Source organism: Photobacterium marinum, assembly GCF_000331515.1.
Lineage (GTDB): Bacteria > Pseudomonadota > Gammaproteobacteria > Enterobacterales > Vibrionaceae > Photobacterium > Photobacterium marinum.
Map to the genome: position 1 here is coordinate 67778 of NZ_AMZO01000021.1, position 14481 is coordinate 82258.

Below are 14481 nucleotides of genomic sequence, written 5' to 3' on the forward strand. Positions count from 1 at the left end.
TTACTTCCAGTGTGGCCAAACGCTTCCTCCGAGATCTTCAAATTCCCGCCTGCATATAGCCTCAAACTTCACTCTGTCACCGACGTTAAACGGCGACATTGGTTTACTCTCAGGCGAAAACAAGGGTGTCGGGCAATTACCAATAATTTGCCAACCACCGGGCGATTCTGCCGGATACACCGCGGTCTGCTCATTGGCAATACCAACACTGCCTGCTGGAATTTTCATCCTGGGCTCGGCATGGCGAGGCGTGGCAATTTCAGGCTCAACCGAGGCGAGAAAGGCAAACCCCGGCGCAAAACCAACCGCGCAGACGGTATAGGTTTTCTGAGCATGACAGGCTATCACCTGTTCAATTTCCAGGTTATGTTCACGGGCAACATGCAATAAGTCCGGGCCGACATCAGGATCATAATAAACCGGCAAGGTGATCAGTTTCCCCTCTCGCGTACGACGTTTTCTCTTCTTACTGTCGAGCATAGATGCAAACTGCATGATCGCATCAGACAAAACCTGATACGTAATAAGACGAGGGTGATATTGAATAAAAAGAGATGTATATGAAGGAATGACTTCAATCAGAGACTCCGCGAAACCTTGCTTTAGATACCTTGCCAGCAGGTTTATCTGCGGTGTCAGGCTGGTATCAATCTGCTCACCCAAATACACAATCATGCAGGTTTCAGAAACGGGCTCGACACGTATCATGGATGAAGCACCTTATGCAGCGCTTCGATAGTCAGTATCGAATGCTCATTATCACCGTGAACACAAACCGTATCGGCAGCAAGGTTAAGCTTATTTCCCTGAATTGTCGTAACCTGCCCCTCAGCTAAATTTATAACCTGCTCTTTAATCTGTTCAACATCTTGATAAACCGCTCCCGGCTGAGTGCGTGGAACCAGTAATCCTGACTCGTCATAAGCACGATCAGCAAATGCTTCATATAAAAGCCCGACCCGGTAATACTCAGCTATTTGCCTGAAAAGGTCGTTATCGGTCTGAGCCTGGATCATCAATTTAAGTGCAATATGGCGACGCTGATTCAAACCGGCAACAGCTTTAACTGTTGCTTCAAAAATGTCTTCTCTCGACATCATGTCGTTATAAAGTGCGCCATGAGGTTTGATATAGCGGATATGCCCACCCTGTAGCTGGCATATCGCATCTAATGCGCCAGCCTGATAAGCCACCAGCTGAGTAATTTCGGTCATAGCATGAGGAATACTACGGCGACCGAATCCGGGCTTATCGTCGTAACCAGGATGAGCACCTATTTCAACCTGATGGGAAAGCGCCCATGAGACAGTCTGCGCCATGACATTGGGATCTGATGCATGAAAGCCACAGGCGATATTCGCCATATCAATCCATGGCATCACAGCCTGATCGTGCCCCATCTGCCAGGCACCAAAGCTTTCTCCCATATCGCAATTCAATTTCATTGCCAGTCCTTGCCATGAAATGGTTACATTAATTTAACATTACACAGAGATAGTCAATCCGACAAGGAGAAGGGAAAACGGAAAATACGGAAGACACTGATTTTTCAGTTGTTTTGAAAGGAGCTTCGATAGCAGAAACGAAAAAAGGCTTACCTTTCGGTAAGCCTTTCGAATAGATGGTGCCCCGGGCCGGACTTGAACCGGCACAACGCGAACGTCGAGGGATTTTAAATCCCTTGTGTCTACCAATTCCACCACCAGGGCACGCAATTCTTGCGTTGATACTGACATAATCAATATCAAAAATTCTTTGTAGAATGGAGGCGCGTCCCGGAGTCGAACCGAGGTCCACGGATTTGCAATCCGCTGCATAGCCACTCTGCCAACGCGCCTCTGAGTTACCTGAGAAAGACTGTTCTGTCTCGGTACGTGGTGCATTCTACGGATTGGTCAGCCTTAGTCAACAGCAAATTAAAGTAATCAGCATTACTTGCTGAATTAATGTGCAATAGGTCTATTTATAATAACTTAGTGCACACTTTTTATTCTTTATAGTTCTCTAAGATTGGGCAAATTACAAACATAAGTCTCCAATGTCACTGATAAATTCCATCAATTTTGTCTATTCAATCTGCTTTATCTGATGACAACCTGAATTCTCACGCCTGAGAAAGTTTTTGTGCCGTTAAGCCCACAAGGCAAAAAGCCATCAGATTTTCCCAATGGCTTTGCAAACAGAAGCTGTTTAAATCCTAGATTTCGAGTCTATTTACTGATTCACCAGCTCTACCGCTTCTCTGACCAGTCGACCGATCTCTTCCCAGTCACCGGCATTAATGAGGGCTGGAGCCACCATCCATGTACCACCACAACAGGCAACACGATCTGTCGCAAGATAAGCTCCGACATTGGACTTGCTGATACCGCCTGTCGGCATCATTTCAACATCTACGTAAGGAGCCAAAAGCGCCTTGATCATATTGATACCGCCGGAAGCCTCAGCCGGGAAAAACTTAAGGAAGGTAAGTCCCAGTTCCATTGCCTGCTCAATCTGGCTTGGATTGTTCACTCCCGGAACCATCGCAATTCCTTGCTGCTGACAATAACGCACAGTATTTGGATTAAGCCCTGGTGCCACAATAAACTCTGCACCGGCATCCTTTGCACGATCTACCTGTCCGGAATTCAACACGGTGCCGGCACCGATACACATATCCGGATAGGCTTCACGCATCTTGCGGATAGCTTCCTCTGCCGCTTCGGTCCTGAATGTGACTTCAGCCACAGGCAATCCATTCTCAACCAGTGTTTTCGCCAATGGCACCGCCTGCTCAACATCATCAATCTGAATAACAGGCACAACTTTGAATTTTTTTAATTTTTCTAACAATGTTTGTGGCATTGCCTTTTGTTCCTTACGTTAATGCTTTCATCGCTCCGGGAGGGATAATTGCTCCCGGATACTGGATAACAATAGAAGCCAATTGATGGCCCAATTCTGCTGCTGCACCTTCTGTACCGTCTGTCAGCCTTGCAGCCAGATAACCGGCAGCAAATGCATCTCCACAGGCACAAATATCAACCACCCTTTCAGGTTGGTTTGCCGTTATCTGAAAACATTCAGGTTGCGCGCTTTGCAAACCAGAGTAGACTTTACAACCTGCTCTGCCCCGCTGTATCACAACCTCATTACAGCCTGCCTGCTGATACAAAGAAGCAACATCGTGTTCCCCCCAGACCAGACTCTCATCCTCTTCGCTGCTAAGGACAATATCTGTATAGGGTACAATCTGGGAGTACCAGTATTTCGCTTGCCTCGTTGTCCACAACTGAGGGCGAAAATTATTATTAAATATCAGTTTACCGCCGTTCGATTTATGTTTCTCTAACAGAGTAATCAAAATTGCCTTTGACTCTTCCGCCAGTATTGCCAGACTGATTCCACTGATATAAAGCACATCAATTTTGTGTTGATCAATCGCGCTTTCCAGCGGAGTATAGTCGACCGAAAAATAGAACTTTGCGGCACTGTCGTTGCGCCAGTAATGTATGTGGCGGTCACCGTTAGGCTCGGTCTCCACCAGATACAACCCCGGCAGTTTTTCGTCCAGCCGGCGAACCAGGCTAGTATCAATATTTTCCGCTTTCCACGATTCCAACATTTCGTGGCTAATATGATCTATGCCTAACGCCGTTGCGTAACTGACTTCGATCCCCCGGTTTTGACCAAGTCGAGACAGATATAACGCAGTATTCAACGTATCGCCCCCAAAGGTGCGTTGCAACGGCAGACCGCTGAGCTCGATCATGCACTCACCAAAAAAAGCAACCTTCACGCTGTCACCCTGAATCATTTCGTTTTATATAAAGCGTAATGGAAGGCGGAAGTCTTACAGCACAACAAAGGTCTGCATTTCGGCAACATTTAGAGAATTATTTTGCAGCCCTATGGCCAGTCTGAGTTTCAGCCCTCATAAAGCTCCAGAGGCAAACCGTCAGGATCTTGAAAGAAAGTGAATTTCCTTCCTGTATACTCATCAACCCGAATCGGCTCAACCACCACACCCTGTGTATGAAGGTATTCAACGAAAGCTTCAACCGACGAGACAGTAAATGCCAGATGCCTTAAGCCCTGAGCCTCCGGAAAACTAGGCCTTGGCGGCGGTGATGGAAATGAAAACAACTCAACCTGACTGCCATCAGGTAACTGCAAATCCAGCTTGAATGAATCTCTGGCTTCACGATAGTTTTCGGCGATGATCGCTAACCCCAGAATATCGACGTAGAAGTGTTTCGACTTCTGATAGTCAGAACAAATAATCGCTGCGTGATGGATCCCTTTAAGCATGTAATTTTCTTCTCTTTTTTAAGACTTCACTTATCAAAGCCGCAATTTACCACAGCAACAACCAACCAAAAGAAAAAGGAAGCCGTCTCTGGCTTCCTTTCTAATCAGCGTCACAAAACGGGGATTAACCACCGTCTTTTTTACCCAATTCCGGTTGTGCGAGTGCATTCATCTCAGACTTGCCTGCCCCCCCCCCTTTTTCGTGCCCGGCATCAGCTCAAAATGAGAAGTAGAGGTCGTGAGCACTGTTTTTAATTTATCAATCGGCTTTTTGTCACCACTGGTTTAAATTCAAATAAAAAGAAGGCATTAGGCAGGTACGAGAAACAGTTCAAAAATGATACGGCTTAGGACGACGGCAGAACCACTGATAAGAATAAAAATAATGTTATTACAGAAAATAATGAAATTTATCTCTAGAAAACTATTTACAACCAACTAAATTGCTTATATGTTGACTGTGTTGCCAATACAAATTACTAAAGTTTTACTTATGCAAACTTATACAGACTCACAATTTGCTACTTTGCCTGAAGTGCTCACGAGTGCTGTATCGCGCGCAACAAACATTATTATCGCCATTATTCTAGTGATTATTAACTAGGCTGGCGGTATTACTTCCGTCAGCCAGGCTGACGGAGGATACGCTTTCCCTTCATCTTTCTTCTCTTCAGCCTAACTGACGGTCCCGAAAATAACAGACAGGACATGTGCAGTGAAAAAACAAGATTTATTTGCCACTGGCTTAATGACATTCGCGCTCTTTCTTGGAGCTGGTAATCTGATCTTTCCACCTTCTTTGGGACTGGAAGCAGGAACCAATTTATTTCCGGCAATGGCTGGGTTTCTGATCACCGCAGTAGGTCTGCCGACATTCACGCTGATCGTATTAGGCCGAATCAGCAGCAGCCAAAATCTGACTCGTCCGCTGCCAAACTGGATGGGAAGCACTTTCTGGGTATTGCTGTTTACCGCTATCGGCCCGGCATTTGGTATGCCTCGCGCAGTTACTGTTGCTTACGAAATGGGCGTGAAGCCTTTTGCAAGCAGCGATCACCTGATGCTGTTTTCCATTGCGTTTTCGGCTGTCACTCTGCTGCTGGCATTTAAACCGGGCCGTCTGGTCGATTACATCGGCAAAATAATGACACCAATGCTTATCCTGATGCTGCTTGCTCTGGCTTGTGCCGCTATCTTCTCACCACTGGGCATGCCACAGGCACCAACGGCAGATTATCAAAGCAATGCGATGACAAATGGCCTGATCCAAGGCTACATGACCATGGATGCAATCGCCGCAGTTGGCTTTGGCTGGGTAATCATCCAGGCAATCGGAAGCAAAGGCGTCACAGAACCAAAAGATGTAGCGAATACTTCATTTAAAGTTGCAGTTATCTATGCCGTACTGATGTCAGGTTGTTACCTTGCGATGGGTTATGTCGGTGCAACATCAACGCCAGTTGCGGCCAATGCAGCTAACGGTGGTGAAATCCTGACGCGTTATGTTGCCGGTGAGTTTGGTGCTTACGGCCAATGGTTGCTTGCCGCCATCATCGTTATGGCTTGTCTGACAACAACAGTCGGCCTGACAAATGCGTGTGCCGAGTACTACAAGCAAAGCTTCAGTGCCCCATTTTCAATGACGGCAACTATCGTAGTGGTTCTGACTGGTGTTATCGCTAACTTTGGCCTTGAGCAGATCTTGAAAGTCAGCCTTCCGGCGATCCTGGTTCTGTGCCCAGTTGCGATTGCCCTTGTACTGGCAGCCTTTGTGTTCCCGGCTAAACGCTCGTTATCTTTTACCTTTGTTGCTATGGTCGTCACAGCTTTTGTTTTCGGTGGAATTGACGCACTAAGCATCCTGGGCCAGATGCCAGAAAGCATGAGCGCAACCCTGGAGCAGTCTCTGCCTCTTTATAATGCCCATGCCAGCTGGTTCCTGCCTTGCGTTATTGTTCTGGCACTAAGCCGACTGCAAAGCGTTAAGTCTGCACTACAAGCAAAAATGGCTAACTGATTTAATTCACTACTATAAGTAAAAAAGCCGCAGCCTCTTTCTAAGAGGCTGCGGCTTTTTGTTGTCTTCGACAGTAACAGATTCAGACCATCGCCGGTGCTTTTGCCATTTTTTCAACTCTGGCCAGCGCTACTCGATATAGCTCTTTTGCCCTTTCCAGCTGATCGCCGTCAGGACGTGTATCATTTTGAAAAACCCAGTTGCAGGACGAAATAATTTCCTTAATTTCACTGGCTTTTAAAAAAGAAGGGGTTGCTAGCGCAGTCAGTTCCAGGATCAAAAAGCACAATTTGTAATGGTAAGGCACCATATGAAAAGCACGATACGCGTATTCAATTGCTTCTCTGGCCTGATTATTACTTCGTAGTTCAAACGCTTTTTCTACCAGCGCACTCCCCTCTTTCAACCTGTGGTTAATCTCGGCATGACACGCTTCCATCAACTTAACCTGGGACTGAATCAAAATAGCATCATCAGCTCTGGCACATAGCTTTCTGGCCGTTTGCATCGTCTGCTCATATTTGTCCGGCATTCCACAAAAACCATAAAGGCGGGCAACATTCAGTGCTGTGTAATAATCATCAACAGGCTTTTTCTGCAGGTCTATACGGTTCACGATACTGAAGCAGTCTTCAATTTCACCATGAAGGCACGCTAGTATCGCGACGCTGGTCAAGCCGCTAACTTCACTTTCATATCTCTCTTTTTCGGTTTCTATATTACTGTTGTGTTCATGCAGATTGTGCCTGGCTTCTTTGAGCAAATCCGTATGTTCATCATTATTACTGGTATAGAGACTGGCCAGCATCAGAGATACGGCTACATTACCGGCAGCGCCACTACTGTAGCGGTTAGTGCCAGTTACTTTAGCCGTAAACCGCTGATAGCCAATCGCCGCTTTTTCATGCTGCTGTAATGCCGCATATAAGTTGGCAATAATCAGCTCACGCATAGGATTAGCTGAATTCACTTTATGCAAAAGCTTAAACTGCTCTAATGCTTCAGGGATGCGGTCACCTTCGATAAGACAACCCGCCAGATGTTTCCTGGCTAATGGTTGTTTCGGGTGTTTTGCCAGGATCTCTTCGAAAACCGCCTCAGCCTCTTTGAGCTTTCCGAGGCCTTTTAATGCCTGACCAAACCCAATTCTCGGCCATAAGTGATCATTGTTTTTACAGGCTTCTTCATAAAACTGCCGGGCTTCCTCATGCTGCTCAGAACGCAACAGACAGTCACCGTTAATCCGGTCGATATAACCTTTATATTTCGGCAGTTCATCCCTGTAACGCTTACACAAACCAATTGCAGTTCGATAGTCTTTGTTATCAAGGGCCAATAGCAGGGGGTAAAGCGCAGATTTTCGCCTTGTTACCATCTCAATACGTTCAATGAAAATGGCTGCACTGAAGGGCTTTATGAGGTAATCGTCAGGTTCCAACTCAATAAAGTGAGAAACCACCTGCTGAGTGTTATCCCCGGTAACACAAATGAACACACCATCACTGGGGAGCAATTTCCGCTGGATCACTTCATCGAAAATCAGCCCACCATCAATATGATGACGCATGTTGTAGTCACAAATGACGATATCGTAACTATGATTCGCCAGAAGACGGATGGCCTTCATGCTGTCCATGGTACTATCAATATTATCATTTGAAATACCTGACATATTGAGCATCGACCGCATCAATGAAATTGCGGTATTGCAGTCATCAATCAGCAAAAACTTCTTTCCAGATAGCATCTTTGCCCCCCTTAATGGCTCATCAAGGCACAACCGTTCCATGTTGTAGTTATTGTATTGCCTTATATTTCAGAATAGTAAAAAGCCAATGATTAACAATAAGATATGATAAATACATCTTTATTAGGCTTGGCTTTAGCTGATGAAAACGGCCTCCTTTCTCTGTAAAATCAACAGCCTGAAATAAACAACAAGGCTCATATCAAATTTACCCTGACACAAACAAAAAAAGATGAGCCAGGGCTCATCTTTTTATCTCTTCAACTCGAGTGAAATCACACTTTAAGCAAATTATATAGTTGCAAAGGCTTCTTATAACTCAAAGTCGCTGAATTCAGAATCATCGACCTGACGCTCCAGAAACGCAACCAAATCGTCATGGCCACCAATATACTGACCGTCCAGGAAAATCTGCGGTACAGTACGAACAGTATTGCCTGTCACTTGCTCAATGAAATCTACCATGGTGGTTTTCGGTAGATCTTTGCCCAGCACTAACGTGGTGTACTCTGTACCACGATCATCAAGGATCTTCTTCGCTTTCACACAGAAAGGACAATGAGGTTGAGTGATCACCAGGTTTTTGTAGCCAGAAAGCTGTTCGATGGTCATGTCAGACATAAAATTCCATTCACTTAATCAGGTTCAAATCCTCGCTAAGATAATGGAAAGCGCTACTGCAATACAAGCCCCCAAGCAGGATACTCAAATCTGGCGATGGAAGATTAAGCAATCCTGACCGGAATTCTTTTGCGACCAAAGCCAACTTTGCTGGCATTAAAACGCCCGGCTATCTGATAGCCACAATGCATGCAAGCTCCGTCATCAGTAAGGAATCGCTCTCCCAACTGATACCAGTCTCGGGACAGCACTTTTTTGTGGCAAGACGGACAGTATGTACTATCTCCGCTTTCATCAAAAATATTGCCAACATAGGCATAGTTCAGCCCGTTTTTCAGTGCTATATCCCTGGCTCTTTTAACTGTTTCGGGCGGTGTTCGTGGCTTATCCAGCATTTTGAAGTCTGGGTGGAAGGCACTAAAGTGAATAGGTACATCCGGACCAAGATTGTCATAAACCCAACGAGTCAGTTCATCCAGCTCTGCATTACTGTCATTCTCATCTGGAATTAACAAAGTCGTGATTTCAAACCAGACATCCGTTTCATGTTTTAAATAAAGCAAGGTATCCAGCACCGGCGCTAAATGGCCGCTGCAAATCTTATGGTAGAAACGTTCAGTAAACGCCTTTAAGTCGACATTGGCAGCGTCCATATGACGGAAAAACTCGACTCTTGGTTTATCGCATATATATCCGGCAGTTACAGCCACACTGTTGATACCAAGTTCATGACAAGCCTGAGCCGTATCAACTGCGTATTCCATAAATATCACAGGGTCGTTATAAGTAAACGCAATACTCTCGCAACCATACCGCTGCGCAGAACTGGCTATCTGCTGTGGCAACGCCACCTCACCTAAGGTGTCTATTTCACGGGATTTACTGATGCTCCAGTTCTGGCAAAACTTACAGCTCAGGTTGCACCCTGCAGTACCAAATGAAAGCACCGAGCTCCCCGGATAGAAGTGGTTAAGTGGCTTTTTCTCAATAGGATCAATGCAGAAACCACTTGAGCGGCCGTAACTTGTCAGCACAATTTCCCCGTCAAGTGCCTGACGAATAAAGCAAGCCCCGCGCTTACCTTCTCGCAAACGGCAGTGCCGAGGGCAGAGATCACATATTACCCTACCATCCTCAAGACGATGCCAGTATTCCGTTTTAAACACACTTGGAGGCTGCTGCATAAAACGTCTCGCCCGGTTAATTAATACCTATACTAACTATAGTATTGTCAGAAATAAGCGTGTGATTTCTATGAACATTCGTCCACCAGCTGTCGCGGGAAGCTTTTATGATAAGTCCCCGGAATTCTTGCAATCTCAACTTGATAACTGGCTAAACCCAGCAGCAGAATCACCGGGAAAAATTCGCGCATTGATAGTTCCGCACGCCGGCTATATCTATTCGGGGGAAATAGCCTCCCGTGCCTATAGTTACCTTAAACAACAAGCTGACAGGATCAAACGTGTCATTCTAATTGGTCCCAGCCACCGCTATTTTTTCCAAGGGTGTGCCCTGCCCGGCGTTGATTATTTCGCCACGCCATTAGGGCAGATTCCTATCGATACACAAAGTGTTGAAATACTCCGTAAAATAGATGATATTGAAGTTTCAGATCAGGCACATGCTTTTGAACACTGCCTGGAAGTTCAGCTCCCTTTTTTGCAGCGCTGTTTAAACGAATTTACTCTGCTACCTATTCTGACCAGTGACGTATCACCGAAAACTGTCGCCAGAATCATTAATTCAGTGTGGCAAGATGAAAACACCCTGCTTGTTATCAGCAGTGATCTCAGCCATTACCACTCTTACACCGAAGCTCAGACTTTGGATCAACAAACCTGCTCTTTAATAGAACACTTTGAACCGACCCTGAAACCTGAGCAAGCATGCGGCTCAACCGGTATCAATACATTGCTTCTGCTTGCCAAAGAAAGGGATTACCAATTGAAACGTGTAGAACAGAAAAACTCCGGAGATACAGCCGGAGATAAGGAGAGAGTTGTCGGATATGTCAGTTACCTCATCTCAGAACCTGAATAAAGGGGAATTAACCCAGCTGCTGGATATTGCCAGAGAGGCAATTCGAGGTCACTTCTCTGAAGAAGGTCCTAAATCACCGCAGCTGGATCTTTACGGGAAGAAACTGCTTGAACCAGGAGCTTGCTTTGTAACCCTAACAGTACACGAGGAATTGCAGGGATGCCTGGGATCAATTAATGCCCACACACCATTAGTGTTAGAAGTTCACAATAAAGCCATTGCCAGTGCCTACCAGGATCGGCGTTTTATGCCGCTCACAGAAGAACAGCTGGATCACCTGATGATCGAAGTCTCTGTTCTGTCTGAACCTGCAGTACTGGAAGTACGTTCAGAACAGGAGTTACTGGACTACCTGAGCAACAACAAAGTGGGAGTCATTCTTTCAGACAATTATGGCCAGGCGCTGTTTTTGCCTCAGGTATGGGAGCAACTGCCGAAACCGCACGATTTTATCCGTCACCTAAAAATCAAAGCCGGTTGGAAACCGGATCACTGGTCATCAAGTATGACAGTGAAAACATTTACAGTTACCAGTATCGAAGGAAAATATTTCGAGGCGATTTAGCCTTTAGCCCGGCAGATAAACCCCATCAAGATGCCGAATGATATAACAAGCCCTTCCCTGTTTATTCAGGGAAGGGCTTTTTGTTACAAGCTTAATCGCCTAATGACGTCGTAACTACTTCGCAATCAAACCATAAGGTATCGAATCGAAAATGTGTGGCTGTTTACTCACTGTCGGCACGGCTTTCGCGCCTCGCCAGTCAAGCAACATAATAGACAGGACATTACGGTGCTCTCCATCGCGCAGTTCGGTTTCTCCATCAACCGATGGCACCATCCCCGCTTTGCGATCAATCGCCTTCTGAATTGCGGCACGTGTTTTGTCCACCACGGGATCATTATCTAACCCGGCCAACAGGAAATTAATCCCGACTTCGGCAATCACATCTTCTTTAGTACGTTCTAAAATGGCATCAATATTGGCGCGGTAATAGTCGTAAATCCATTTAAACTCGTGCTCATTAACCGGCTTTTGGTAATACTCAGAAGCGGCAAAAATGATATGAGTCAGGCCATAGATTTTATTCATGAACTGTTTATCACTCAAAGAAGCATCCTGTGTATCCGGATAAGTGGCACGAAATGCCTTAATGAATTCACCCACCACATCCTGCTCACCAAGTTGTCGCAACCAATAAACCTGATTGGCCAGCTGTGCCGCCCAAGCTCGGATCATGTCCGGATCCGAAGCATAATCTGAAAAATCATAACGGCGAATAATCTGACGAAGCTTTTCGTCATCACGGTGTTTGAGGCCATATTCATTGGCTCTTGCCATTGAGCCCAGCAAATCAACGCCAAGATAAAAATACTCAGGTTTTGACTTAGTAACCGAGTACCTTAATTTGCTGCGATCATCGGTTTTCTGTCTGTATTTCTGAGCGCGCTTTTCGGTATATACCTGAATCTGCTCAGGGGTATGAACTTCTGTCGCGAAATGGTTTAGTCGGCTGGCAACGCGTGCCATGTCAGACCATATTGCCGCTTCATACTTATCGTCCTGTGTCTGACGATACATGCGTAATCCATAATGGCCCATCTTAAAAGCAGGCAAAGTGAATAACTGGCTTTCATATGTCTGGCGGATTAACTCGGCATCCTGCTGGTAGGAAGTCAGCACTGCTGATCTGGGAGCAGCAGAAGCGCTTTCAGTTGAAGGGACGTTAGCTGAGGTCGAAACGGCAAACGCCGGACTAACCAGTAAAGAGATGATTAACGGAAACCCTGCCTGCAATAACTTCATCATGTACTCCCTTCTGTACTGACTAAACCATAAATTTCATACACTATACGCCTTACAGGCATAAAAATGCCACCAGCAGGAGGCGTATAAAAAGTCAGAGTTTTGTTAATTTTTCTTTAGTGGAAAACAGGTTACAAAATAAGTCGAAATGTCAGGTTGATCCGTCCGGCTTTTGGCTTGCGCGTTTTAGGTACTGAATGCACCCAACATTGCTGAGTATTTCCGGCCATCACTAATAGAGAACCGGACTCAAGATTAAACTCCAGCTTTTGCTTAGTCTCCATATGCTTAAGGATAAATCGTCGTGATTCTCCAAGACTGACCGATGCAATAACAGGTTGCACCCCGAGCTCCGGCTCATTGTCCCGATGCCAGCCCATATAATCCTGCCCGCCACGGTACAGGTTCGCTAATACTGAATTAAACCGAACTTCACTCACCTTTTCACAGGCCGCTTTAATAGCCAGCAACGTGGGCGTCCATGATTGAGGCTCCATGGTCAGCCCTGAATAGGTATAAACCGCGTCCCCGCACCAAGCCTGCAAACGAGGCTGAAGAACATCCCTGCCAAACATCCGAATGGTTTCCTGCCGCCAGTTAAGTTCCTCCGAAAGTCGTTGGAAGTAACTGTCAGCCTCAGCTTGCGAAATAAGATGAGGCGACCAAAACAACCGCCCGTCCGGGATATCAAACCAGCCTTCTTGAACCGTCCTACTAACGGAATCAGTCATCAATCAATGACCTAGTGACGCTCATCTATCGGCAACCAGTCCTGATGTTCAGGACCATTATACTCGGCACTTGGCCTGATGATTCTGTTATGATCGCGCTGTTCAAACACATGCGCAGCCCATCCAGTTACCCGGCTCATGACAAAAATCGGTGTAAACAATTTGGTCGGTATTTTCATGAAATGGTAAGCCGATGCGTGGAAAAAGTCGGCGTTACAAAACAGGTTCTTTTCGCGTTTCATTACCTGCTCAACCCGAACTGAGATATCGTACAGCACCGCATCATCGGCCTCCTGAGCCAACTTCTCAGACCATTTTTTTATCAGTGCATTTCTAGGATCAGATTCCCTGTAAATGGCGTGTCCGAAGCCCATGATTTTATCTTTATTTGCCAGCATTGCCATGATCCCGGCCTCTGCTTCATCTGCACTCTGCCAATTTTCTATCATCGCCATTGCGGCCTCATTGGCCCCACCATGAAGCGGCCCGCGCAATGTTCCGATAGCCGCAGTGATACAGGAGTAGAGATCTGATAAGGTCGAAGCACACACCCTGGCGGCAAAAGTCGAAGCATTGAATTCATGTTCGGCATACAAGATCAGAGAGCAATGCATCACTTGCTTATGAAGTTCTGAAGGTGTTTCACCGGTCAGCATTTTAAGGAAATAACCTCCGATACTGTCCTGATCGCAATAGGTTTCTATTCGCACACCGTCATGACTGTAGCGATACCAGTAACAAATGATGGCAGGCAGCAGTGCCAACAGGCGGTCGGCTTTATCATACTCCTCCCCGAAACCATGTTCCTGCTCCAGGTTACCGAGCATTGAGCACCCTGTGCGTAGTACATCCATCGGATGCGCATCAGCCGGGATCTGTTCAAGCACGACTTTTAGTGCCATGGGTAAACCACGGTAAGAAATCAGCTTCTCTTTATAGCTTGCCAGCTCTGTACGCGTCGGCAATTTTCCTTTAAGAAGCAGGTAAGCCACTTCCTCAAACTCGGCATGCTTTGCCAAGTCCGAAATATCATAGCCACGGTAAGTCAGTCCGGTTCCCGTTTTACCGACAGTACACAAGCCCGTTGTTCCTGCTATCTGACCACGCAGCCCTTCACCGCCGAGTTCTTTCTGTTTATCTGGCATCACTGGCTCCCTATCCGTTTGTTTTCCCTTCGGGATAAAGATAGGTCAGGATCTCCAACAGAACCAATTGATTAAGT

14 protein-coding genes and 2 tRNA genes are annotated in these 14481 nt (G+C 46.1%); 3 read left to right on the plus strand and 13 right to left on the minus strand.

The window, feature by feature from the left end; translation table 11 throughout:
* From pxpB to gloA2, 7 genes are all read right to left on the minus strand, one after another.
* A complete protein-coding gene (gene pxpB, locus C942_RS14640) occupies window positions 1-708 on the minus strand; it encodes a 5-oxoprolinase subunit PxpB (RefSeq protein WP_007466923.1) in 708 nt (235 codons plus the stop codon).
* Window positions 705-1445, minus strand: coding sequence for a 5-oxoprolinase subunit PxpA (locus C942_RS14645; RefSeq protein ID WP_007466925.1), 741 nt, complete (start codon window positions 1443-1445; stop codon window positions 705-707). Before C942_RS14645 ends, pxpB begins: the two co-directional genes overlap by 4 nt.
* Before the next feature lie 177 nt (window positions 1446-1622).
* Window positions 1623-1709 (minus strand) — tRNA-Leu (locus tag C942_RS14650).
* A gap of 54 nt (window positions 1710-1763) precedes the next feature.
* Window positions 1764-1837: transfer RNA gene (locus tag C942_RS14655), tRNA-Cys, on the minus strand.
* A 377-nt stretch (window positions 1838-2214) separates the two neighbouring features.
* Window positions 2215-2847, minus strand: coding sequence for a bifunctional 4-hydroxy-2-oxoglutarate aldolase/2-dehydro-3-deoxy-phosphogluconate aldolase (locus tag C942_RS14660; RefSeq protein WP_007466927.1), 633 nt, complete (start codon window positions 2845-2847; stop codon window positions 2215-2217).
* A gap of 13 nt (window positions 2848-2860) precedes the next feature.
* Window positions 2861-3799: a sugar kinase gene (locus C942_RS14665; RefSeq protein ID WP_007466930.1), complete on the minus strand. Its 939-nt coding sequence runs from the start codon at window positions 3797-3799 to the stop codon at window positions 2861-2863.
* 110 nt (window positions 3800-3909) lie between these two features.
* Window positions 3910-4293, minus strand: a complete 384-nt coding sequence (gloA2, locus tag C942_RS14670; RefSeq protein ID WP_007466932.1) for an SMU1112c/YaeR family gloxylase I-like metalloprotein — start codon at window positions 4291-4293, stop codon at window positions 3910-3912.
* Window positions 4294-5008: 715 nt separating this feature from the next.
* On the opposite strand from gloA2, the gene brnQ reads away from it, so the two are divergent.
* The gene (gene brnQ, locus C942_RS14675) at window positions 5009-6310 is read left to right on the plus strand and encodes a branched-chain amino acid transport system II carrier protein (protein ID WP_007466934.1); all 1302 of its coding nucleotides are present in this window, start codon (window positions 5009-5011) and stop codon (window positions 6308-6310) included.
* Between the two features lie 82 nt (window positions 6311-6392).
* Here the strand turns inward: brnQ and C942_RS14680 are convergent, their stop codons facing one another.
* The 3 genes from C942_RS14680 to amrS form a co-directional block, all read right to left on the minus strand.
* Window positions 6393-8057, minus strand: coding sequence for a tetratricopeptide repeat-containing response regulator (locus tag C942_RS14680; protein WP_007466936.1), 1665 nt, complete (start codon window positions 8055-8057; stop codon window positions 6393-6395).
* Window positions 8058-8369: 312 nt separating this feature from the next.
* On the minus strand, window positions 8370-8678 hold the full coding sequence (locus C942_RS14685) for a glutaredoxin domain-containing protein (protein WP_007466939.1): 309 nt from the start codon (window positions 8676-8678) through the stop codon (window positions 8370-8372).
* 104 nt (window positions 8679-8782) lie between these two features.
* Window positions 8783-9862, minus strand: a complete 1080-nt coding sequence (gene amrS / locus C942_RS14690) for an AmmeMemoRadiSam system radical SAM enzyme (RefSeq protein ID WP_007466941.1) — start codon at window positions 9860-9862, stop codon at window positions 8783-8785.
* Window positions 9863-9932: 70 nt separating this feature from the next.
* On the opposite strand from amrS, the gene amrB reads away from it, so the two are divergent.
* Complete coding sequence (gene amrB / locus C942_RS14695) at window positions 9933-10721, plus strand: AmmeMemoRadiSam system protein B (protein ID WP_036800338.1); 789 nt, start codon at window positions 9933-9935, stop codon at window positions 10719-10721.
* Complete coding sequence (gene amrA / locus C942_RS14700) at window positions 10690-11286, plus strand: AmmeMemoRadiSam system protein A (RefSeq protein WP_007466948.1); 597 nt, start codon at window positions 10690-10692, stop codon at window positions 11284-11286. Before amrB ends, amrA begins: the two co-directional genes overlap by 32 nt.
* Window positions 11287-11400: 114 nt before the next feature.
* Here the strand turns inward: amrA and C942_RS14705 are convergent, their stop codons facing one another.
* From C942_RS14705 to prpC, 3 genes are all read right to left on the minus strand, one after another.
* Window positions 11401-12528 carry a DUF3541 domain-containing protein gene (locus tag C942_RS14705; RefSeq protein WP_007466951.1) on the minus strand — a complete coding sequence of 376 codons (1128 nt, stop codon included), beginning with the start codon at window positions 12526-12528 and terminating at the stop codon, window positions 11401-11403.
* A 131-nt stretch (window positions 12529-12659) separates the two neighbouring features.
* Entirely contained in the window at window positions 12660-13259 is a 600-nt protein-coding gene (locus tag C942_RS14710) for an alpha-ketoglutarate-dependent dioxygenase AlkB family protein (RefSeq protein ID WP_036800342.1), read from the minus strand.
* An 11-nt stretch (window positions 13260-13270) separates the two neighbouring features.
* On the minus strand, window positions 13271-14404 hold the full coding sequence (prpC, locus tag C942_RS14715; protein WP_007466955.1) for a bifunctional 2-methylcitrate synthase/citrate synthase: 1134 nt from the start codon (window positions 14402-14404) through the stop codon (window positions 13271-13273).
* Window positions 14405-14481 lie beyond the last annotated feature (77 nt).

Coding starts and splice junctions, on each gene's coding strand:
- C942_RS14705 (WP_007466951.1), bottom strand. CDS start 12,528: ATGAAGTTATTGCAGGCAGGGTTTCCGTTAATCATCTCTTTACTGGTT.
- amrB (WP_036800338.1), top strand. CDS start 9,933: ATGAACATTCGTCCACCAGCTGTCGCGGGAAGCTTTTATGATAAGTCC.
- C942_RS14660 (WP_007466927.1), bottom strand. CDS start 2,847: ATGCCACAAACATTGTTAGAAAAATTAAAAAAATTCAAAGTTGTGCCT.
- C942_RS14645 (WP_007466925.1), bottom strand. CDS start 1,445: ATGAAATTGAATTGCGATATGGGAGAAAGCTTTGGTGCCTGGCAGATG.
- C942_RS14665 (WP_007466930.1), bottom strand. CDS start 3,799: ATGATTCAGGGTGACAGCGTGAAGGTTGCTTTTTTTGGTGAGTGCATG.
- amrS (WP_007466941.1), bottom strand. CDS start 9,862: ATGCAGCAGCCTCCAAGTGTGTTTAAAACGGAATACTGGCATCGTCTT.
- pxpB (WP_007466923.1), bottom strand. CDS start 708: ATGATACGTGTCGAGCCCGTTTCTGAAACCTGCATGATTGTGTATTTG.
- C942_RS14685 (WP_007466939.1), bottom strand. CDS start 8,678: ATGTCTGACATGACCATCGAACAGCTTTCTGGCTACAAAAACCTGGTG.
- amrA (WP_007466948.1), top strand. CDS start 10,690: ATGTCAGTTACCTCATCTCAGAACCTGAATAAAGGGGAATTAACCCAG.
- gloA2 (WP_007466932.1), bottom strand. CDS start 4,293: ATGCTTAAAGGGATCCATCACGCAGCGATTATTTGTTCTGACTATCAG.
- C942_RS14710 (WP_036800342.1), bottom strand. CDS start 13,259: ATGACTGATTCCGTTAGTAGGACGGTTCAAGAAGGCTGGTTTGATATC.
- prpC (WP_007466955.1), bottom strand. CDS start 14,404: ATGCCAGATAAACAGAAAGAACTCGGCGGTGAAGGGCTGCGTGGTCAG.
- C942_RS14680 (WP_007466936.1), bottom strand. CDS start 8,057: ATGCTATCTGGAAAGAAGTTTTTGCTGATTGATGACTGCAATACCGCA.